General features: G+C 34.4%; 21 protein-coding genes and 2 pseudogenes. 2 read left to right on the top strand and 21 right to left on the bottom strand.

Annotated elements, in window-relative coordinates; genetic code table 11:
- Window positions 1-16 precede the first annotated feature (16 nt).
- The 14 genes and pseudogenes from zwf to DN408_RS13530 all read right to left on the bottom strand — a co-directional run bounded on the left by zwf (window position 17) and on the right by DN408_RS13530 (window position 11,992).
- Window positions 17-1,501 carry a glucose-6-phosphate dehydrogenase gene (gene zwf, locus DN408_RS13595; protein ID WP_147740214.1) on the bottom strand — a complete coding sequence of 495 codons (1,485 nt, stop codon included), beginning with the start codon at window positions 1,499-1,501 and terminating at the stop codon, window positions 17-19.
- Window positions 1,502-1,889: 388 nt separating this feature from the next.
- Window positions 1,890-2,399, bottom strand: coding sequence for a heme-degrading domain-containing protein (locus DN408_RS13590; RefSeq protein ID WP_002014036.1), 510 nt, complete (start codon window positions 2,397-2,399; stop codon window positions 1,890-1,892).
- A gap of 218 nt (window positions 2,400-2,617) precedes the next feature.
- Window positions 2,618-3,040 (bottom strand): SpoIIAA family protein, encoded by a 423-nt coding sequence (locus DN408_RS13585; RefSeq protein WP_078178710.1) that lies wholly within the window; start codon window positions 3,038-3,040, stop codon window positions 2,618-2,620.
- Between the two features lie 112 nt (window positions 3,041-3,152).
- Entirely contained in the window at window positions 3,153-4,472 is a 1,320-nt protein-coding gene (locus tag DN408_RS13580; RefSeq protein ID WP_147740213.1) for an aromatic amino acid transport family protein, read from the bottom strand.
- A gap of 1,154 nt (window positions 4,473-5,626) precedes the next feature.
- On the bottom strand, window positions 5,627-5,962 hold the full coding sequence (locus DN408_RS13575; RefSeq protein WP_078179275.1) for an IDEAL domain-containing protein: 336 nt from the start codon (window positions 5,960-5,962) through the stop codon (window positions 5,627-5,629).
- Window positions 5,963-6,087: 125 nt separating this feature from the next.
- Window positions 6,088-6,501 carry an Rrf2-family transcriptional regulator SaiR gene (gene saiR / locus DN408_RS13570; protein ID WP_001083471.1) on the bottom strand — a complete coding sequence of 138 codons (414 nt, stop codon included), beginning with the start codon at window positions 6,499-6,501 and terminating at the stop codon, window positions 6,088-6,090.
- 194 nt (window positions 6,502-6,695) lie between these two features.
- Complete coding sequence (locus DN408_RS13565; protein ID WP_033729972.1) at window positions 6,696-6,830, bottom strand: BA3454 family stress response protein; 135 nt, start codon at window positions 6,828-6,830, stop codon at window positions 6,696-6,698.
- Window positions 6,831-6,860: 30 nt separating this feature from the next.
- Window positions 6,861-7,256: a transcriptional regulator SpxA gene (spxA, locus tag DN408_RS13560; RefSeq protein WP_000236196.1), complete on the bottom strand. Its 396-nt coding sequence runs from the start codon at window positions 7,254-7,256 to the stop codon at window positions 6,861-6,863.
- Between the two features lie 517 nt (window positions 7,257-7,773).
- Window positions 7,774-8,340, bottom strand: a pseudogene (locus tag DN408_RS13555) (SGNH/GDSL hydrolase family protein).
- Window positions 8,341-8,356: 16 nt separating this feature from the next.
- Window positions 8,357-9,181 carry an MBL fold metallo-hydrolase gene (locus DN408_RS13550; RefSeq protein WP_002167930.1) on the bottom strand — a complete coding sequence of 275 codons (825 nt, stop codon included), beginning with the start codon at window positions 9,179-9,181 and terminating at the stop codon, window positions 8,357-8,359.
- Window positions 9,182-9,209: 28 nt separating this feature from the next.
- The gene (locus DN408_RS13545) at window positions 9,210-9,767 is read right to left on the bottom strand and encodes a DUF7010 family protein (RefSeq protein ID WP_078178950.1); all 558 of its coding nucleotides are present in this window, start codon (window positions 9,765-9,767) and stop codon (window positions 9,210-9,212) included.
- 27 nt (window positions 9,768-9,794) lie between these two features.
- Window positions 9,795-10,634, bottom strand: coding sequence for a phosphotransferase family protein (locus tag DN408_RS13540; protein WP_147740212.1), 840 nt, complete (start codon window positions 10,632-10,634; stop codon window positions 9,795-9,797).
- Between the two features lie 111 nt (window positions 10,635-10,745).
- Window positions 10,746-11,237 carry an NUDIX hydrolase gene (locus tag DN408_RS13535; RefSeq protein ID WP_002014049.1) on the bottom strand — a complete coding sequence of 164 codons (492 nt, stop codon included), beginning with the start codon at window positions 11,235-11,237 and terminating at the stop codon, window positions 10,746-10,748.
- A 5-nt stretch (window positions 11,238-11,242) separates the two neighbouring features.
- Complete coding sequence (locus tag DN408_RS13530) at window positions 11,243-11,992, bottom strand: Nif3-like dinuclear metal center hexameric protein (protein WP_002137368.1); 750 nt, start codon at window positions 11,990-11,992, stop codon at window positions 11,243-11,245.
- Between the two features lie 84 nt (window positions 11,993-12,076).
- On the opposite strand from DN408_RS13530, the gene DN408_RS13525 reads away from it, so the two are divergent.
- Entirely contained in the window at window positions 12,077-12,286 is a 210-nt protein-coding gene (locus tag DN408_RS13525; protein WP_002014052.1) for a hypothetical protein, read from the top strand.
- A 35-nt stretch (window positions 12,287-12,321) separates the two neighbouring features.
- On the opposite strand, the gene DN408_RS13520 is transcribed toward DN408_RS13525, so the two are convergent.
- The 4 genes from DN408_RS13520 to DN408_RS13505 all read right to left on the bottom strand — a co-directional run bounded on the left by DN408_RS13520 (window position 12,322) and on the right by DN408_RS13505 (window position 16,188).
- Window positions 12,322-13,221, bottom strand: a complete 900-nt coding sequence (locus tag DN408_RS13520; protein ID WP_002165358.1) for a PhzF family phenazine biosynthesis protein — start codon at window positions 13,219-13,221, stop codon at window positions 12,322-12,324.
- Between the two features lie 11 nt (window positions 13,222-13,232).
- A complete protein-coding gene (locus DN408_RS13515) occupies window positions 13,233-13,796 on the bottom strand; it encodes a GNAT family N-acetyltransferase (RefSeq protein ID WP_002128332.1) in 564 nt (187 codons plus the stop codon).
- 144 nt (window positions 13,797-13,940) lie between these two features.
- A complete protein-coding gene (locus tag DN408_RS13510) occupies window positions 13,941-15,443 on the bottom strand; it encodes a class I adenylate-forming enzyme family protein (protein ID WP_050001051.1) in 1,503 nt (500 codons plus the stop codon).
- 211 nt (window positions 15,444-15,654) lie between these two features.
- Window positions 15,655-16,188, bottom strand: a complete 534-nt coding sequence (locus DN408_RS13505; protein ID WP_002128335.1) for an NAD(P)H-dependent oxidoreductase — start codon at window positions 16,186-16,188, stop codon at window positions 15,655-15,657.
- A 124-nt stretch (window positions 16,189-16,312) separates the two neighbouring features.
- Between DN408_RS13505 and DN408_RS13500 the strand changes: the two genes are divergently transcribed.
- Window positions 16,313-16,636: a winged helix-turn-helix transcriptional regulator gene (locus DN408_RS13500; protein WP_002033301.1), complete on the top strand. Its 324-nt coding sequence runs from the start codon at window positions 16,313-16,315 to the stop codon at window positions 16,634-16,636.
- A 247-nt stretch (window positions 16,637-16,883) separates the two neighbouring features.
- Here DN408_RS13500 and DN408_RS13495 read toward each other — a convergent pair whose 3' ends face one another.
- The 3 genes and pseudogenes from DN408_RS13495 to sigI form a co-directional block, all read right to left on the bottom strand.
- Window positions 16,884-17,150, bottom strand: a complete 267-nt coding sequence (locus DN408_RS13495) for an ArsR/SmtB family transcription factor (protein ID WP_000661861.1) — start codon at window positions 17,148-17,150, stop codon at window positions 16,884-16,886.
- 180 nt (window positions 17,151-17,330) lie between these two features.
- Window positions 17,331-18,549, bottom strand: a pseudogene (locus tag DN408_RS13490) (anti-sigma factor domain-containing protein).
- Window positions 18,542-19,264: an RNA polymerase sigma factor SigI gene (gene sigI / locus DN408_RS13485; RefSeq protein WP_002128341.1), complete on the bottom strand. Its 723-nt coding sequence runs from the start codon at window positions 19,262-19,264 to the stop codon at window positions 18,542-18,544. Before sigI ends, DN408_RS13490 begins: the two are co-directional and overlap by 8 nt.
- Window positions 19,265-19,410: the final 146 nt, after the last annotated feature.

Here is a 19,410-nt window from a genome sequence, read left to right as displayed (position 1 = left end):
ACTTATAAGAATGTACTTATTTTTTCAATCCCTCATCTAACCACCATTTAAATTCACTTTCTTGTAATAGAGCATGAGCAGCATCCGGACCATACGAGCCAGACTCATATTCATGAAAAGGTAACAAGTTTTCTTCGAACGCTTCAAGGATTGGCTGCACCCATTCCCATGACAATTCAACCTCTCTCCAGTGTGCAAAGAATGTAGAATCTCCACATACAGCATCATAGATAAGCCTTTCGTAGGCTTCAGGTATTCCCACTCCTGTTTGCTCACAAGTAAAATGAATACGGATCGGTTCTAGCTCTCCATTGTTCAATGGATTTTTACTATTTAATTGGAGTGAAACATTTTCATTTGGGCTAATTTCAATGATTAACAAATTAGACTCTGCATTTGGATTACTATCTTGATATTGCTGTTTTAATGTATTTTTAAACTCAATTACAATACGAGTAGACTTTTCTTTCATTCTTTTTCCTGTTCGTATGTAAAAAGGAACATCAGTCCAAAATGGGTTATCAATCCATAAGCGAGCCGCAACATATGTATCTGTTTGAGAAGAAGGATTTACTCCTGGTTCCTCTCTATACGCTACAACTTGTTGTCCTTTTATCTCTCCTGAAGCATACTGTCCGCGAATGATATGGTTCTGAACGTCTTCTTTTTTCACTTTACGAAGAGTTTCCATTACCTTTCGTTTTTCCTCACGAATTTCACATGCATTTATCTTTTCCGGCAGATTCATAGCAGTCATCATTAATATTTGCAACATATGATTTTGAACCATATCGCGAATGGCTCCTGCATGATCATAATATGCTGCCCTTTCTTCTACCCCAACCGTTTCACTAGCTGTTATTTGTACATTCGCTATATGTTCTTTATTCCAAATCGATTGGAGAACAGGATTTGCAAATTCAAGTGCTTCAATGTTTTGAATCATCGGTTTACCTAAATAATGATCAATACGGTATATTTCGTCTTCTTCAAACGTTCGACTAAGCTTATCATTCAGCTCTCGGGCAGATGTAAGATCATGACCAAACGGTTTCTCAATCATCAGGCGCTTCCATCCATCCGTTCCATCGAGTCCACTTTCCTTAATATTTAAAGCAATGGTCTCAAAGAAGTCAGGAGTAACTGAAAGGTAGAACATTCTATTCCCTTGTATATTTTGTTCTTCTTCCCTTTCACGAACTACTTGTAATAACCTTTTATAATCTTCTGGCTTATTCACATCTAAGGGACAATAACGAAAATACTCTAAAAAATCTTCTATTTTCGGAGTACCTTCATCTTTGCGACGAGAAAAAGTGTCTATGGATTCTTTTACTCTTTTTTGAAAATCTAAATGAGATACTTCACGTCTTCCAAGCCCAATAACGGATATTGGCTTTGGAATCTTTTGATCTCTATATAAGTTATATAGCGCGGGGTAAATTTTTCTTTTAGCTAAATCTCCTGTTGCTCCAAATAAAACAAAGGTCATTGATTCCAATTTCAGTCCCCCTCGTGATGTATAGTCATTGTCACCTTAGTAAAAATGCATTGTACAGAAGCTACTATTATTTTTGATCCAACCTTACTTCTTAACTTCTAATTTTTTATATTTGTCGCTTTCTAATTGTCCCCAATATTAATAGTGGCAATTCAAAGCATTTTTACCACATGCTACTTACTTATTTTAACTTATATAAAATAACTTAATTACTTTTAGTAATTTAATTACGTTACGTCTATCATATTAACTACATAGATTATAATCGTCAAGAAAAGTGTCTCGAATTAAAAATTTTAATTCCGTAACATCTTATTAGAAATATGTTCATGAACTGAATAATAAAAAGGCAAGACCGAACATATTCTTGTTCGATTTTGCCTTTTTACTATTGTTTCAAATGATTTTTAACTGCCCTTATAACTAATTCATGATCCTCTTCTGGTGGTAATCCTGAAACTGTTATCATTCCAATAACTCCTACATCTTTTATTTGGACAGGAACACAGCCACCAAACGCAGCATAATCCGACCTATCTAAAAGATACTTTTCATTATATGGAACGCCCGTTATTTCACTTTGTATCTGCATATAATACGAGCTATGATTATGCAAAGAAACAACTCGTTTTTTACGCTCAATCCATTGCGTATTTTCCGCAGTTGTCCCTGTCATCTTGAAATGAAATAGTTGCACACCATTTTTCGCTATATCAACAGCAATCAATTTCCCTTCTTGCCTCGCCGTTTCAACGATAAATAAACCTATTTGCAGTGCATCTTCATTTGTAAAAGAGGAAAATTGAAGTGTTTCCTCCTCTATTAAAATTTGCTTACTTATTTCATTCAAATTTGAAGCGCTCATATGTTTATCCCCCTTACTCACTTTATGCCACATTGATATTTTTGAATTTCTGTGACTCTATCGTACGGCCTTTCCATATAACTAATACCGTAAAGCGTATTCTTTTCTTCTTGGTGCTATTATGAATTATATTTAACGCCTTAAAAAAGTATGTCCTTTCGTACTAAACATCTCGTATAGAAGTTTTCTTCCGGATATTTCTTACAAGCATAAAAAAACCAGTTACTTAGGCAACTGGTTCGCTAACAATTTCATATGGGATATCCATTCAACCAAACTAATGCTTGTTCATAATCATCAAAAAATTTCACAGATTCTTTTGTATTGGACTGTTGTAAATAATTCAGTATCTCCCCTTCTTCAAGGAGAAAAGCAATTGCCTTACTGTGATTCAAAATCGTTTCATTGAAAAACTTATCTTTCCATGCTTTTTGAACAGAAAAATGATCTGGCGTGTACCCTTTTCTATCTACCAGCAATTTGTATTTCCGACCCTCGGAAATGAATTGCTGACAAACCTGCTCGAAGCCATTAAACCATTCATAAACATCATCTGTTTTAATCTTGCCAATAAGATGGGTAACAATTATATCTCCTGAAACTGTTGTGCTTATATTCAGCTTACTCAACTTGGAATCATCTCCCTTAGTTACAATTATGCGGAAATATCTCATAAAATCAATAAGATAAAATTGTTACGCATTAAAAAAGGACAAACTCTCCAAACGGAGAAGTCTGTCCCAAAATCGTTCTATTTTATTTTGCATTAGAACTAACAATCGTGAATTAGAATAATGATTTAATACTTGCTAAAACAGTAAGTACACCTACAATAATAACAAATACGTTACTCATTTTCCCTTTGTATTTAGCTAGTACTGGTACTTTATTGATTGCATACATCGGTAATAGACATAAGATAGCAGCAACTAATGGACCGCTCAGAGAATCAATAATTCCAAGAATACTTGGATTTGTATAAGCAACAAACCAACATGTTAATACAACAAAAGTAAGGATCATTGTCTTAATTGTTTTTTCTTCAATAACTTTTCCACGTGTTTTACCGAACTTCATAATCACGTCACGCATTACCTCAAATACTCCTATATAATGGCCAAGGAAAGACTTTGTAATAGCCACAAAAGCAATGATTGGAGCTGCAATAGTGATTACAGGCGAATTAAGCTCATTAGCAAGATATGAAAGGATTGATAAGTTTTGCTCTTTTGCCATTTTTAAATCCTCTGGAGTCAAACTCAATGTACTGCTCCAGACGAAGAACATAACAACCACGAATGTCATGATATAACAAACTTTTTGTATTTGCGCACATTTAGCATCAGTAGCTTCTATTCCATACGTAGCTCTCTGTTTTACAACAAATGATGAAATCATAGGTGAATGATTAAATGAGAATACGATGATTGGTAGAATCAACAGTATCGTTCCAAAATATCCTGTTCCTGTTGAAGCAGTAGAAACAGTTGAAAAGCTAAGCATTGACGTATTCCACTGTGGAATTAAAGATATTGCGATAAAAAGTAGAGAAGCTATGAAAGGATACACTAGCATACTCATGATCTTTACAGTAATATCTTGACCAAAATTTAGTATAGCGATAAGACCAAGCACTAATACAAGCGATAAAATGGCCCTTGGAGGCTCTGGCATGTGCAATTGATGCACGATAAAACTACTTGCAGTATTTGTAAGCGCAACCGAATACATTAGCACGATTGTATAAATTGAACCGAAATATACGATGTTAAAAATGATACTTGCTTTATTTCCGAAATACTCTCTAATTGTACCTGTGATCCCCTCATCAGCAGAATTAGAAGCGTATATCATTTTAGCAAGTGCCCTATGTGAGTAATACATAACTGGATATGCAAGCAATGTAATTAGTAGTAATGATAATAAACCACCTGAACCTGCATTAATCGGTAAAAAGAGCACCCCTGCTCCAATTGCAGTTCCAAATAGGCTCAATGCCCATGTAGTATCCTGCTTATGCCACTTTTTCGGATCTGCATATTGCTCATTTTCTAGTGCGATATTTTCAGCTTGAACTTCTATTTTCTTTGCAGTATTCCCGTTCATATAATAACTCCCCCTTGTATCCTATTCTTGCGTATCTCTTTATAGCTAACGAACATTCCCTTTTTTCGGAAAATAAATTCCTTACAAGTTGCCCCACATTGTATGTCCTTCATCATAATGAATCCAAATTGAAACATTCGCTAGTTAGCGTCCTAACATAAATGTTAGCGTTCACAAAAAAGTTTACTCGTACTATCCGCTCTTTATATAAAGACCGCTTAAGAGAACAATATTGAATAGACTTCATAAATACGTTGCAACATTTCTAATAACAGTGTGTTACTTTAATGGTTTCTCTTACTTACTTGTAACAGTAATTTTAGATAAACCGGCCTCTCTTCATTTATGAGGCATTTCTTTCTCAATTCTATACATCACTTTCATAACTTCGGCAGCATTTATGGTATTGATTACACAAGCCACTGAAGCACTTTACATACATTTCGCCTCTAATCACACGCCTTTCTTTCTATTAATCGCATTTTTTATATTTTCTCCAGAGATCATAAAATTTCTCTCGACGCCCTCATTATAACGTGTATATTTATAAAATTAACATTTTTATATTTCCAGAAATATTTAATGGATATAATTTTACATGGATAATAACTTACAGTTAGCATGCAACCCTTGTTCCTATCGCTTATAACGGAATTAATCAGCAAAAAACACAGTAAAATATTGTTTATTCAAGCTACTCATTTTAAAAATATTTATATTCTTCTTTATCTAAAAATTTTATTTTGACTTAAAAAAGATATTCTAATAAATAATTAACGTGGTTAAAAAGAAATTTCTTTTTAAATACATAAACCAATTTTTAGGTTATATATTATCAATATTGCATTCATATACATTTTTAGGAAAATACATATTTTAACTTGATGACAATAAGAGAACCGCTAACATTTTGCAAAAATCTTCGCTAAACGAAAAAATAAAATAAGCTGCCCATATGGACAGCTTATTTACATCATTATCATTGTTAGGAGTGGGCAAACGAATCACTTCAATGTCATCTTAATTTTAGTTTTTTCAACTCTTCTTCAGGGATATTTCTATGTTTGTATTGAATGGGTTTTATTTCATTTCCTTTTAGATGATATTATTGCTTATTGCACGATCCAACCTATTAAAAACGAATAATGTAATCTTTAAAACCCCTCATTAACTAGCTCTTTTATCAATTTTAATTTTGCAGAGAGCTCAATAAACCATTCTTCATCCCCTGTTAATAATGCAAGGTCTATAAGATAAAGGATTTGCTCCTTATTTATTACCTTTGATTCAGGGAGTTTATTAACATGTTTACTAAAGAGTAAAATCGCTTCGTTCATTGTGTACTTGTCGTCACGTTTCACAATGCTAACTGTAACTACACCTTCCACTTCATCAAGTGATACAATGTAACCAACTATGAATTCACCCTCATTTGATATTCCACGAACCCAATCTCCCACTTTTAAAACATGATTATTATTTGACATCATACTTTTTCACCTGCTTATAAATATTTTTTGTAACGATAAAAAAGATATAAAAACCAATTTAAACTGTAATGTTTTTTATTACATTTATTTTTTAAGAACTCACGGCTACATAATAATTAAGCCGCTTAACGTTCTTGATTAATAAGATCAACAACTTCTTTCATTGTATAATTCTTTAAATATTCACCTAGATGTTCTTCCGCACCTAAGAAAATAGCAAAAAGAACTTTCCGCATGTTCGAACCTACAATACACTGATCATTTGATTCTGGACACTTCGGCTGCAATGCCCCTTCAGAGGTTATTTGATACATATTCCAAAGATTAATTTCACTTAAATCACGGGCAAAAATAAAACCTCCACCCGTTCCCTCTTTTGATTGTATAAACTTATGTTTTTTTAACAAACTTAGCACTTTGCGAATGCGTACTGGATGAACACCTGCACTTTCGGAAATAGCATTACTTGTTGACATCCGATCTGGCTGTAAAGCTAAATAAGTTAAACTGTGAATGGCCAAGGTAAAGTCGCTGTTCATTGTTGTCCTCCTACGATAAAAAATATGATTTCTCGTTTAGTAACATACTGTAGCCATAAATATTACAGATAGGTTAGTCAAACGTTAAAATATATAAGAAGCATGCTTAGCATGAAAAAATAAATTCCTTTATATTCTATCAGAACTCCCCTATATCTCCTAACTTCATTTAGCTTTTTAAGTTGCAAATAAATTTAAACAGTCCACTGTTTCTTAACTTGTTCTTCTGCCAATTGATTAATTTTTGTCCAAATCGTATCTTTACTCACAATAACATTTGTGTGATAGTTTCTATCTTTATAATTAACTGTAACACATACTTCAATCACTTCTGTTTCCTCCTTTCAAAATATTACTTATTAATTAGCCATTTTTTGCAATTCTATATTCAAAAATGTTCGAACGCTACGCGGTAAAAATTTGCGAATTTCTTCCTCATTAAAACCAACCTGTAATCTTTTTTCATCCAGCATAATTGGACGACGTAACATTTGAGGATACTCAATTATTAATTTATAAAACTCATTAAGCGAAAGCGCCTCAATATTTATATTTAATTCCTGAAAAGTTTTAGATCTAGTTGAAATAATTTCAGTAGCACCATCTTCAGTTAAACGAAGAATGGATTTAAGTTCATCGACTGTAAGAGAATTTGATACGATATTTTTTTCGGTATAATCAATTTGATGTTCTTCAAGCCATGCTTTTGCTTTTCGGCATGAACTACAGCTTGCTGTCGTATATAAAATCACCATATTTTACACACTCCTTTACTTTTTAAATTATTATATAGATTATTGAAATGTATTAAAAAAAATTACAGTTCAGAATGAAATACACGTTATATTATTCATTCGAGAATATTTAATTTATCTGTTTTTCACAAAAAATAGCAACTCACTTCTAAAAACTATACTGTAATTTTAAACTTAACAGTTCAATTAATCAACTGTTAAGTCTTGGATACATTCCATTAGCGGAACAAATCATTTTCTTTTGTACGAATGTCTCATAGTGTTACGGCTAACCACCTCTTTAAAGTACATTTTATCCCGCTATTTGAGTGCACCGCCTCAAAATTTGGCAAGAGCAAAAAAGTTAGGTCGAAGTCGGGCTCCCCTTAATAACCCAATTGGTAAGGTCTAATTATATTTCACTTTATTCATTTCATTCTTACATGTGCTACTATGAAATATAATTAGCATAATAAAAGCTACTGCATTGTAGGAGGAAATACGCGAACAAAAAAACAAAGCGCCCACGCTTTGCTTCCTACAAAATCCCTTTTAACTTTTCACAAATTAACTTCGCTAAATATTCATAACCTTGTGGTCCGAAGTGTAAACCGTCCTTTTCATCATCTTCTACAAATCTCTTATAATCCTTTTCTTGAATCATTTCAGCGTACAAATTTAGAAAATGACTTCCTGTTTCTTTCGCCACTTCCTCAACCACATTTGCATATTGACCGAGTACTTCATTCGTTCTATTATGTTGCCTTGCTTCATCAACTGGTGCAGGACTAATAAGTAATACTTTTTCTTATGAAATCGCACTTACAATTTTCTCTAAATTTTCTTTGTAAGATTGTAATGGCACTGGATCAAATAACACCGAATCATTCGTACCAAGAAAAACTGTTACAAAGTCTGGTTTATGTGATAGTACATCATCTTCAACCCTATGTAACGCATCGAACGTATTATCGCCCGGACCCCCCGCATTTACCACCTTCCAATTTGGAAACATCTCTTGCAGACGCGGTGTTAACCTTGGCGTTCCATCAAAAAACGTTTCATCAGCTGTAATACTATCACCGAAGCATACTAACGTTTTCATAGAGCTAATTCTCCTTTCACGTACGAAATAACTTTCCTTCTACCGCCTTAATATATCTTTCAGCAGAACGTTCCACTGCCTCATTTGCATTCTCTTTCACTACTCCGTGAAAAGCATTATATAAACGATTAAACTGTAATGGCTTCACTCGATTCGCCATTTCCTCCACTTTTCTCGCTGGCAATGGAATTAAGTTTGGATAGCTGTACATGAAACTCACCCACTGCTGATCCGCTACGACTTGAATAATATCACCTGTTAATAAAATACCTTTCCCATCATTTCCTTCTTCCCAATGTAATACAGAACCGCCGCTAAAATGTCCTCCGAGACGATGAATAGTAATTCCGTCCGCTAATTGTAAAGACTCACCAGACCAATAAATAATACGACTACTCGGGCGTACTACCCACTCTTTATCGTCTTCATGTATATAAATTGGTACATCAAACGTTTCTGCCCATTCTACTTGTATCGAATAATAATGAGGATGAGATAGTGCAATCGCATCTAACCCGCCCCACTCTTTTATCTTCCCAATTGTCGTTTCATCTAAATAAGTAATACAATCCCATAATAAACGATAGGAATCTGTTTTTATGACAAATGCTGTTTGACCGATCGCAAATTTAGGTTTTGTCGTAATGCTATAAAGTCTATGCTCTTCTTCTATTATTTCATTTTTATATGTATCACTCGTTCGCAAGTTTTCTAAAGTCGTCCAAGACTGCCCTTTCGGATTCACATATTGTCTCTCCTCATCACAAATAACACAACTTACCGGTTCTTCCACACTCGCTGCATACTGTACGCCGCACGTTGTACAAACGAAATTTTTCATAATAATTCCCCCTATCCATATATTTTTATTAAGCTGATTTTTGTTGATAATGATCTATTTTTTTATTTTCAATTAATAAACCTATTAGAGTTAGTAAGTAGACAGCTGTAACTGACAATGGAATTACAGTAAATCCATTGTCAGCAAAAAGAATCCCGCAAACTGACGTTACGAATACGGTCCCTACTGACAGTAAACCATAACTTTTACTTTCATAAATCCATACGTACGGTACAAAATGAACACCTATTAACATCGCTACTACAAAAGGTAACCACTCTGGAAATTGAAAATAGGCAAGTAACACAAACGGAATATTTAATACATTTATCCCGCCAATTACTCCTGCTAAAGTCCCGAGCGGATTTTCTTTCGCAAACATATCAATTTTTAATATGGCAGCTATCATTAGGCCGCAAGGAAACACACACCCCATACCAATTAAATACACCCACACAACTTGCTTTTCTGAAAGAAGAACACCCGTTATACTCGCTACAACCCAAAATAAAATACCAGCTATTATAACTGGAAATCCTTTTTTCGTTCTTTGTGCTAAATCTCGTTTTGCTTCTGCTATGTTCATTTCACTATCTCCCCCAAACTATTTGTACTATAAAGCCGGCTCAATTTCGCCCATCCAATAACGCCAAGCTATTAAGTAATCTTCTAAATCTTTCGGGTGGTGTCTTACACATGTATCTATACGCAAATATAATCCTATTACTATTTCTTCGTATAAATCTCGTTCTGTTTTATGAAATATACATTGCTTCATCACATAATCAATCGTTTCTTTCGTTACATCTTCCGGAGTTGAACAGAACGCATAAATTAAATCATATAAAGGATCTCCTAAAATAGGTAACGGATCAATTACCCCATGTAACCTATTCTGCCGAAATATAAAATTATGAAATCCGAAATCACCATGTAATAAAAATGGCTGATTTACTCCGGCATCCCTATTTGCTAGTTTAAGAACAATTCTATAATCTTCCTCACTTATGTAACGTCTTACATTTTCATAAGCTTCCATCACATTTGCCGTTAAAAATTCATTCCAACATTGAACCGGACTTTCTTTCCATCCCCAGCCTTCTGCCTCTGGAACCATTTTATACTTATTGATAACTTCTTTTACAAGTGTACGAAGCGTACTTCGTTTATATCCTTGTTTACACGAAGTATTACCTTCAAGGAAAGAATACACGAAATATGTATGTAAAGGTTCCTTATACAAAAGCTTTGAAAATAAACTATTCTCCTCATAAAATGAGAGAAAATTAGCTTCTTCACGTATTACTTCCGCTTCATTCAACTTTACTACATATTTTTCGTCCAACAAATATACAGTACTTGTCGTTCCTCCGTTCAACGCTTTTACGCTATTTGGATAATTTGAAATAACTTTCTCCTTAACTAGTTGTGCAGCAATTATTGAAATGTCCATTCTCTCACCCTTTAATTCCGAAGATTGCCTCAATTCAAAAGACAACTTTACTATTATTTGACAATCGCAAGAGAATCCCTTCTAACATCTTAATATTGCAGAAATTAATTTTCATTTTATCAAAACGGCTTCCTTCAAGATTTCATCATATAATTCATTCCATTTATAATGATACGCTGCACTCTCTTCTACTCTAACAAACATCCTTTTATCGGATTCATACTCACCGTCAAACTTATGCACTTCATTAATCTCCATCCGGTAGAACGGCTGATACCCTACTTTTGGATACGGACTATTTTCATTCCAATTTGGATTATCACTATGGTCAACGATAATATATCCAAATAAAGTACATTCTCCTTTTACATAACCTTCTTCCCACGCTTCTCTTTTAAAACATTCTTCTGGTAGTTCCCCTTCTTCTATATGCCCACCAGGAAAGTCCCAACCACGCTGCTCATGGTCTATCAGTAAAACCTTATTATTATGAAAACAAAAACCGTGAACACTCGTGATTCTTTCGTATTCTGGCAATATACAATCTTTTTTCCACGTTAACCTCACTTTTGATTCCCCATAATTTGCGCATATAGTTACCATTTCCCTCACTCCAAATGCTCTTCATTTAATCTAATAATCTCTATTGCACGATCTCTTTCTTTTAACTTACGAGCCAAACTTTCTACACCAAATACTTCTGTAAATGTGTGGCTTCCTACAATCAAATTGATGCCTTTAAATTTCGCATGTTGCACTGTATATAATGTTTTTTCTCCCGTTATGTACGTATCACAACCTTTTTCTAGCGCACGCTCAATAAGGTTTGTATTGTTTCCTGCACCTGTTAATATCGCAATCCGTTTTACTGGCCTGTCATGATTTTTCCAGCTCTTCACTTTCTCTTCCATTCTCTCTTCAAGTTTTTCAACTAAATTTGAAAACGGAATCGCTTCTTTATATTCTCCTATTCCCGGTAGCTCTTCTTCCTCATACGTGGAATATTCCAGTATTGTATCTATCCCAATTTCATTAAATAACGACGTACACGTGCCAAACTTTACAAAATCTAACGGCAAATGAATCCAAAAATGATTCATTTCATATTCTTTTAATTTCTCAATACAAGCCTCTTCCATGCCGAATAGAAAACTCCACGGTGCATGATGTGTAACTATCATATCGACACCATTTCTATACGCTTCTTCAATTGTTTCTAGCGTCAAATTTGTCGTGTAACCTATTTTGTGAAATTCCTCTTTACTAATGTGAGTGAAGCCATACTCGTCATCACCGTATTTATTAAGATGCTCTTCAAAAAGTGATGTAATATGTTCTTTGAACTGCGTTATATTCATTTTCATTTCTCCTTTCATTTACTTTTATATTTCAAAAATAAGGAAATACTATTTAACGACGTTACATACATATAGGAGGACAATATGAAACCTGAATTTTTAAAAGCTATACATGAAGCGATTGGAAATGTTGAGCATATTCATATAGAAGAAAGTGGTGCAGATAGTTTAATTATTCATCACGATGATGCACAGCAATTAAAACAAGTTGCTGAAACGTTAGAAAACAATAATTTCCGCTCTACTATTAGAACAGCTGGGGATGCTTCGTATATTGAAGTGTTGAACAGGTAAGAAGAAGTCCAGTTTATATACTGGGCTTCATTCTTTTATATTGAAATTTCAAACTCTTTTACATACACCGCTGTTCCAGCAATATCAATTTGTAAGTTATCATTTTCTACATCTTTCGTTACATAAACCGTTACACGACCATCTTTATTTATTTCCTGTCCTTGCTCAACGATTAACTCCAATTCACGGTCAAAATCTTTCTCCAAATACGTCGCATAATACGCTCCCATTACCCCTGAAGCTGTTCCTGTCACTGGATCTTCAATCATTCCAGAATAAGGTGATGAAAAATGACGACCGTGCATTTGCACCTGTTCATCATAAGTTTCTAGACAAACTGGATGGATAGAAGCCTTAGGTATTTCTTTTAATACCGATGGAAACGCCTCATTTTTAGGTTTCATTCTTTCACATGCATCTAGATTTTTAATCGGTACAATTACAGTCCAGTTCCCCGTACTTCCATATACAATTGGTACACTTGCATCTAAATCAGTTACTTCTAACCCGATACTATGAGCTAATTCTTCTTTTGAACCTGCAAAATCTTTAAACTGAGGTGCTGCCTGCCTCATTTTAATAAAGGTTTCTCCATTTTCATTTGCACCTATTTGTATTGGTAAAATACCTGCCTTCGTCTCAATCGTAAGGTTTGTTTTTTCTTCTAATAAACCTCTTTCACGCAAGGCATATATAGTTCCAACTGTCCCATGACCACATAAATCCATTTCAAACCCTGGTGTAAAATAGCGCATTCTTATATCTGCTACTTCTGAAGAAAGAACGAAAGATGTTTCGTTAAATCCAACTTTTTCAGCAATACGCTGCATGTCCTCTTCCGTTAATCCATCCGCCTCTAATACAATACCTGCTGGATTTCCCATATTTGGTTTATTCGTAAATGCGTCGTAATGAAATACGTTTATAGTCTTCATTTTTTATCCCCTTATTTGTTCGTTTCATTATTTTTATAATAAATAAGAAAATCTACCCACTTACCATTCCCCATAGAAAATGCCTCTCTCGTACATTCAAATGAAAAACCAGCTCTTTCTGCAAGACGAATAGATGGCTCATTATCGATATGTATATGTAATTCGATTCTATGAAATTGAAGGCCATTAAAAAATAACGGCAGCGCAGCTATTACACTTTCTGCTCCGTATCCATTTTTCCAATGTTGATTATGAATAGAGTAACCCATCATCGCCCATTGATAGTCCATACGTAAAATTTTTATAAGTTCTAGCTTTCCAATATTGGCGCCATCTTCTTTCTGAAAAATACCTAGAACGTACATTTCATCCCGTCTTGCCGCCTCATCAAATCCTCTTATCCATTCCGTAAACCATTCTTTCGTTGAAGACGACATGTCATGATAGCCATCATCGTATTTATATTGAGATGGTAACCTCTTATTGAATCCATCTAACCAACTTTCATAATCCTCTTTTTGAAATGGACGAATAATCAGTCTCTCTGTCTCTACTTGTAATAGTGGCAGCTTCATTTATATCTCTTCCTTTAATTGTTAATTGAATATTCTTTATTATCTTACACAAAATACAAAATCTAGTAAATCATTATGTTTTTTATAAACAAAAATCCAGTTATGCTTTTTACATAACTGGATTCTTCATTATTTAATAACCTTTTATTTCACAAGAAAAACATCCCTTAATTCCCTCTTCAACACTTTCCCTAAAGCGTTTTTCGGTAATTCGTCCATAAATACAACTTCTGGTATTTTATAGCTTGCTAGTTTTTCTTTACAATGCTGAATAATCTCTTCTTCTGTTAAAGACGTTTGAATGTCCTTTACAATGTAAGCTGTTGGAACCTCCCCCCAAAAGTCATTTGGAATCCCAACTACTGCAACTTCTAAAACGCCATTTATTTCATGAATTACATCTTCTACTTGATCTGGATATACGTTGTCACCACCGCGTACGATAACGTCTTTATATCTTCCCATAATATGTAGAAATCCATCATCATCTATCATACCGGCATCACCCATGTTAAACCAATTATCTTTTACTACCTTCTTTGTTGCCTCTTCATTATTCCAATATCCTTTAAACATGTACGGGCTTTTCACGTGAATCTCTCCAACTTTATTTGTTGTTAGCTCATCACCTGTTTCTGGATGAACAATTTTCAGCTCTACATGTTTCAAAGTTTTCCCTACAGAAGACATTTTTTCTTTTCCCATATTTGGATGCCAAGAAGTTACTACCCAACCTTCTGTACTCCCATAACCTTGCACCATATAAATGCCTTTTTCCATATATTTTTGAATGAGTGTTTCTGGCACCTTTGTACCACCACTTTGCGCTACTTTAAAGGCCGAAATGTTGCGCTCTTTTTTATCTAATTCATCAAGCATGTAACTATAAACAGCTGGGAACGCAAGCATCGTAGTAATTTTCTCTTCTTCAATCTTATCCCAAATAAGAGTAGGATTCGAATCAGCTAAAAAGACCATCGTAACGCCATGATAAATACAATTTAAAATAGAAAGCACGCCACTCATATGAAACAATGGGTGCACTGATAAAAAGCGTTCACCTGCTGGAATTTCTCTTTGCCCCGCAATTTCAGTAAAATAATGGTGTAAGTTTTTATGACCAATTACACATGCTTTTGCCTGTCCAGTCGTTCCTGAAGTAAATAAGTAAATGGCATCATCATCTTCATGAACTTCCACATTCGGCTCTGTTATTGGCTGTTCCTTTAATTTTAATTCAAATGAGCCAAATCCTTCTTTTGTCGTCTCAATTACATAAGGAATTTCTTTAACTCCATTAATCTTTAATACAACTTCACTAAATTCATCATCAATAACTAATACTTTTAATCTCGCTTCTTTTACAATCGATTCTAATTCATAAGCAGTAAGCTGATGATTAAGCGGAATAAATACCGCTCCAATTTTTAAGCTTGCCATCATAACGCTTGGAAACGGATGATTATTTTTGCATAGAATTCCTATACGATCCCCTCTTTCCATACCGGTATGTAACAAATAATGTGCAAGCTGATTTACTCGTTCATTATACTGCTGAAACGAATACCTTTTCTCTCCACCGATAAGCGCTTCCAAATTTGGTGACTGCATTGCTCTTTTTTGTAATAATTGTCGCATCGTTCTCAAGTAAAACTCCCCTTTATATGTGTTAGGGTTTTTATTTTACCAGATTAATTATTAATTTACTAAAGATTAAACTTAGTGAATTTAAATGAAGTGAATCTTTAGTCGATGTGAGGTGTTCATCCCCACTGATTATTAGTCCACACCTTACGGACGGTTAATGCGGGATAAACAAAAATAGCCATCTACTTAACAAGTAAATGGCTATTTCTCCTTATATATTAGAAAACTCCTTATTCATCACATATTTCACATACTCAGGTGCACTTTTGTCAATCTCTTCATCACTGATTTCATATTCCGCACCATATAAATAAAATGATGGTATAAATTCCATTCCTGTATATAAGCTCGTAGCGTGGAATGGTTTCGTTAATTCATCCATTGTAATTCCGCTATTTTTATAGTCTTTTTCTAACCCACCTATAGAAATAGCTACACCAAATTCTTTCCCCTTCACTTTATCCCCTTTTGATCCGTAGGCAAATCCATATGTTAATACATCATCGAACCATTTTTTTAATAATGGTGGTGAACTGTACCAATAAAGCGGAAATTGAAATATATATCTGTCATGTTCTACTAATAGCTTTTGCTCTTCTTCAATATTAAACTCCCAATTTGGTGCCGCTTTATATAATTCATGCACCGTTATTTCATCCGAATGTTTCTCAAGTTCTTCGATCCATCTTTTATTAATTTTTGATTTTTCAATATCAGGGTGTGCTACAATTACAAGTGTTCTCATCATCTTCCATCCCCTTTTTAAATTATTCAATCCTTTACGTATTAGTATGAGTGAGTCACATATAATTGAAAAGTACGTACTTTAAAGTGCTATAGGAACCTTAAAGTACCTTTGGAGGTGTTATATGAATCAAAATGATAATTGCCCAATCGCAACGACACTCGACGTGATCGGTGGAAAATGGAAAATTCATATTTTATGTGTTTTGGCGGATGGAAAAATGCGAACAAATGAAATAAAACGAGAAATTCCAAACATTACACAAAAAGTTCTCACACAGCAACTTCGGCAACTTGAGGCTGATGGGATTATCCATCGTACTGTATATCAAGAAGTACCACCAAAGGTTGAGTACACAATAAGCGAACATGGAAAATCTTTAATGCAAATTATGGATGAACTATTTGAATGGGGAAAAGACCATCAGATCAAAAGATTACATGACTAAAAAAACTACCAAATTCTTTACATACTAGTGGGAATGGCACATCACTATCAAGCTAACAAAAAGACCCTAATAAGAAAACTTTCATTTTTATAATCCATTTAAACTTTAGCTTGATAGTGATACGGCAAGACCCTAATAAAGAAATGTATTAAACAAATTAAAAACAACAACACATACGACTAATGTTAATAAGAAAATTATAGTCGCTGAATTGCTTACTTAATTTTGAAATCTAAACAGTTACCCTTTAAGCCAAGCTTAATAATATCGCTTTTGTACGATTATCTGTTACCTCATAATAAATTTCTAATCCTTTCCGAGTACCTGTAACGACTTTAGTAGCTTTTAGTTTAGATAAATGTTGACTAATTGTACTTTGAGGCATTTGTAATGTTTCATACATTGTCGTTACGTTAATAGGACCTTTTGCAAGCATTATTTTTACTAATGATAAACGGACAGGATGCGCCAACACCTTTAATACTTCAGTGATTTCTTCATACATTTCTTTCATATTTTTTCTCCCCTTTTATATAAATATTAATGATATCCATATATATAATTCGAAAGGATATACGATTTTATGTCCGTCATTTTAAAAAATATTAAGAAATTCCTTCAGATGGAAGGAATCCCTCTGTTCAATATTCTATAGATTTTTCTTTCACTCGATATTATGTGGTAGGAGCTTTCCTTACTGAGACCCTCTACCATTGTTCCCTTGCTGGTGCCCATTATTCCCTTGCGATCCTCTACCGTTGTTTTCTTGCTGATGCCCATTATTCCCTTGCGATTCTCTTCCGTTGTTCCCTTGACCATTCCCATTATTCCCTTGCGATTCTCTTCCGTTGTTTCCTTGACCATTCCCATTATTCCCTTGCGATTCTCTTCCGTTGTTTCTCCTTTGTTTCCTTGCCCATTTCCATTATTTCCTTGTGACTCTCTGCCGTTGTTTCCTTGCCCATTTCCATTATTTCCTTGTGACTCTCTGCCGTTGTTTCCTTTCCATTATTTCCTTGTGACCCTCTGCCGTTGTTTCCTTGCCCATTCCCATTATTTCCTTGTGATCCTCTTCCGTTGTTCTCTTGCTGATTCCCATTATTTTCTTTTATTTGCTTCGGTTGTTGTTCCTTAGATTGCTTTTGTTCTATATGCTCTTTCTTCTCGTTGCTTTCTTCTTTTACAGGAGATGCGTCCGATGATGCATCAGAAGATGACTTTTGTTGTTCTTGATTAGACGGAGGTGCAGGTGGAGTAAGCGATTTTTGCTTCTCATTCTCTTGTTTTATATAAACGCCCGTTCCAACCCCTGCTTTCTTGGCATCCTCCCGCATTTGCATCGTACTGCTTTGATATTCAACTGTAATATGTTTTATCTCATACTCTTTCTTTAATTCCTGCATAACCTTTTCCAACTGTGGTTCTAACGACTTGTCCTTTGTAACAGCTGTTAGCATAACTTGCTTATCATTCGTTAAGTACTTATCCCCTTGACTCTGCTTTATAATAGTACGTATTACGTCTTGCAGATACTTATTTTCCCACCCTTTCATTTCTTTTAAAATACGCCTTCCATCATCATTACAAGCTCGCAAATCTATAACACGAAGATCCTTTGTTACGCTCACCTCTAAACTTGGATTTATATCAACTGAGACATAAGCAAATACTTTTTCTTCCGGTTGGTTGTAGAAAAACAGCAACACACATAGAAAACAAGTAACAAGTAATGATGCAGGCTTTAAGAAAGAAGGGATTGAAAAACGCGGTGCTCTTTGCTCTTGTTCGTTAAACGAGATTTCCTCTCCAATCATGTAAGAGTGTACTTTTCTTTTAAACGTAATAAACTCTCCATTTGGAGTTAAAACAACTACGTTATGTTTCTTTATATCCATCACAATTCCTTTATTCATCATGCTTCTCCCCTCTTATATAATCCAGAATATATGTATAGTTGTTTGCAAAGATAATACACATCGCAATAATGTATTTTCGATGTCGCTCCAACGTTTTACGACTTACCCTAACACGTGGTTCAATATGTTTAAGGGGTAACTTTTTCTTTCGGAACAGCTCTTCCATCATTTTCTCGTCTTTTATAATAATCTTTACAATTTCTATTAAGTGCTCACGCGTATCACGATGCTTAGGGGATTCCTTAGCAAGCTCTGAAAATGTGATTTTAAACTCAGCTAGCACACTTTGAAAATGAAGAATTTCCTCCTTACGGTTACTATTTTCCATCTCTTTCATATACTCCGTAAGCGATACTTGTATTTCTAATATTTCCTCTTGCTTATCTTCTTTTAAAAAGACAAGATTATGCTTAGACTCCTTGCGTATATAGTCAATTACATCTCTTTTTATAAGAAGATCAGCAAACGCTAGAAAAGATTTTCCTTTTTTATATGAATACTGTTCAATTGCTTCGTTAAACGCAAACAATCCAATACTATATTCATCATCCTGTTCTGTAATGTACCTGCGGCAGACAGACGAGATTGATTTTCTAATAAACGGCTGATACTGTACGATAAAAGCTTCCTTATCTCCTCCGTTGTTTTGTATGTTAAATACGATATCTTCTATTTTCGTTTTTTTTAAGATTTTCATTACTAAACTCAACACTAGTAATCTCCCTGCCTCCTTCTGCTTCAAATAGCAAAATGGCCACTAAACAAGTGACCATTTAACCACATTTTCTTAGTACTTTTCTTTGGGCTTGTCTTCTTGCTGGTGCTCATATTTTTCGAGGCCGATTTTTTATATGACTA

Source organism: Bacillus sp. AR13-1 (assembly GCF_008042285.1).
Classification (GTDB): Bacteria; Bacillota; Bacilli; order Bacillales; family Bacillaceae_G; genus Bacillus_A; species Bacillus_A mycoides.
Note: the sequence above shows the minus strand (reverse complement) of the source record. Positions and strands in the feature narration are given on the sequence as shown.

Coding starts and splice junctions, on each gene's coding strand:
- DN408_RS13590 (WP_002014036.1), bottom strand. CDS start 2,399: ATGTGGCATAAAGTGAGTAAGGGGGATAAACATATGAGCGCTTCAAAT.
- DN408_RS13525 (WP_002014052.1), top strand. CDS start 12,077: ATGAAACCTGAATTTTTAAAAGCTATACATGAAGCGATTGGAAATGTT.
- DN408_RS13495 (WP_000661861.1), bottom strand. CDS start 17,150: ATGAAAGAAATGTATGAAGAAATCACTGAAGTATTAAAGGTGTTGGCG.
- spxA (WP_000236196.1), bottom strand. CDS start 7,256: ATGGTGATTTTATATACGACAGCAAGCTGTAGTTCATGCCGAAAAGCA.
- DN408_RS13575 (WP_078179275.1), bottom strand. CDS start 5,962: ATGATGTCAAATAATAATCATGTTTTAAAAGTGGGAGATTGGGTTCGT.
- DN408_RS13585 (WP_078178710.1), bottom strand. CDS start 3,040: ATGAGATATTTCCGCATAATTGTAACTAAGGGAGATGATTCCAAGTTG.
- DN408_RS13500 (WP_002033301.1), top strand. CDS start 16,313: ATGAATCAAAATGATAATTGCCCAATCGCAACGACACTCGACGTGATC.
- DN408_RS13535 (WP_002014049.1), bottom strand. CDS start 11,237: ATGGTAACTATATGCGCAAATTATGGGGAATCAAAAGTGAGGTTAACG.
- DN408_RS13580 (WP_147740213.1), bottom strand. CDS start 4,472: ATGAACGGGAATACTGCAAAGAAAATAGAAGTTCAAGCTGAAAATATC.
- DN408_RS13540 (WP_147740212.1), bottom strand. CDS start 10,634: ATGGACATTTCAATAATTGCTGCACAACTAGTTAAGGAGAAAGTTATT.
- DN408_RS13520 (WP_002165358.1), bottom strand. CDS start 13,221: ATGAAGACTATAAACGTATTTCATTACGACGCATTTACGAATAAACCA.
- DN408_RS13545 (WP_078178950.1), bottom strand. CDS start 9,767: ATGAACATAGCAGAAGCAAAACGAGATTTAGCACAAAGAACGAAAAAA.
- DN408_RS13515 (WP_002128332.1), bottom strand. CDS start 13,796: ATGAAGCTGCCACTATTACAAGTAGAGACAGAGAGACTGATTATTCGT.
- DN408_RS13550 (WP_002167930.1), bottom strand. CDS start 9,181: ATGAAAAATTTCGTTTGTACAACGTGCGGCGTACAGTATGCAGCGAGT.
- DN408_RS13505 (WP_002128335.1), bottom strand. CDS start 16,188: ATGAGAACACTTGTAATTGTAGCACACCCTGATATTGAAAAATCAAAA.
- saiR (WP_001083471.1), bottom strand. CDS start 6,501: ATGAACAGCGACTTTACCTTGGCCATTCACAGTTTAACTTATTTAGCT.
- DN408_RS13530 (WP_002137368.1), bottom strand. CDS start 11,992: ATGAATATAACGCAGTTCAAAGAACATATTACATCACTTTTTGAAGAG.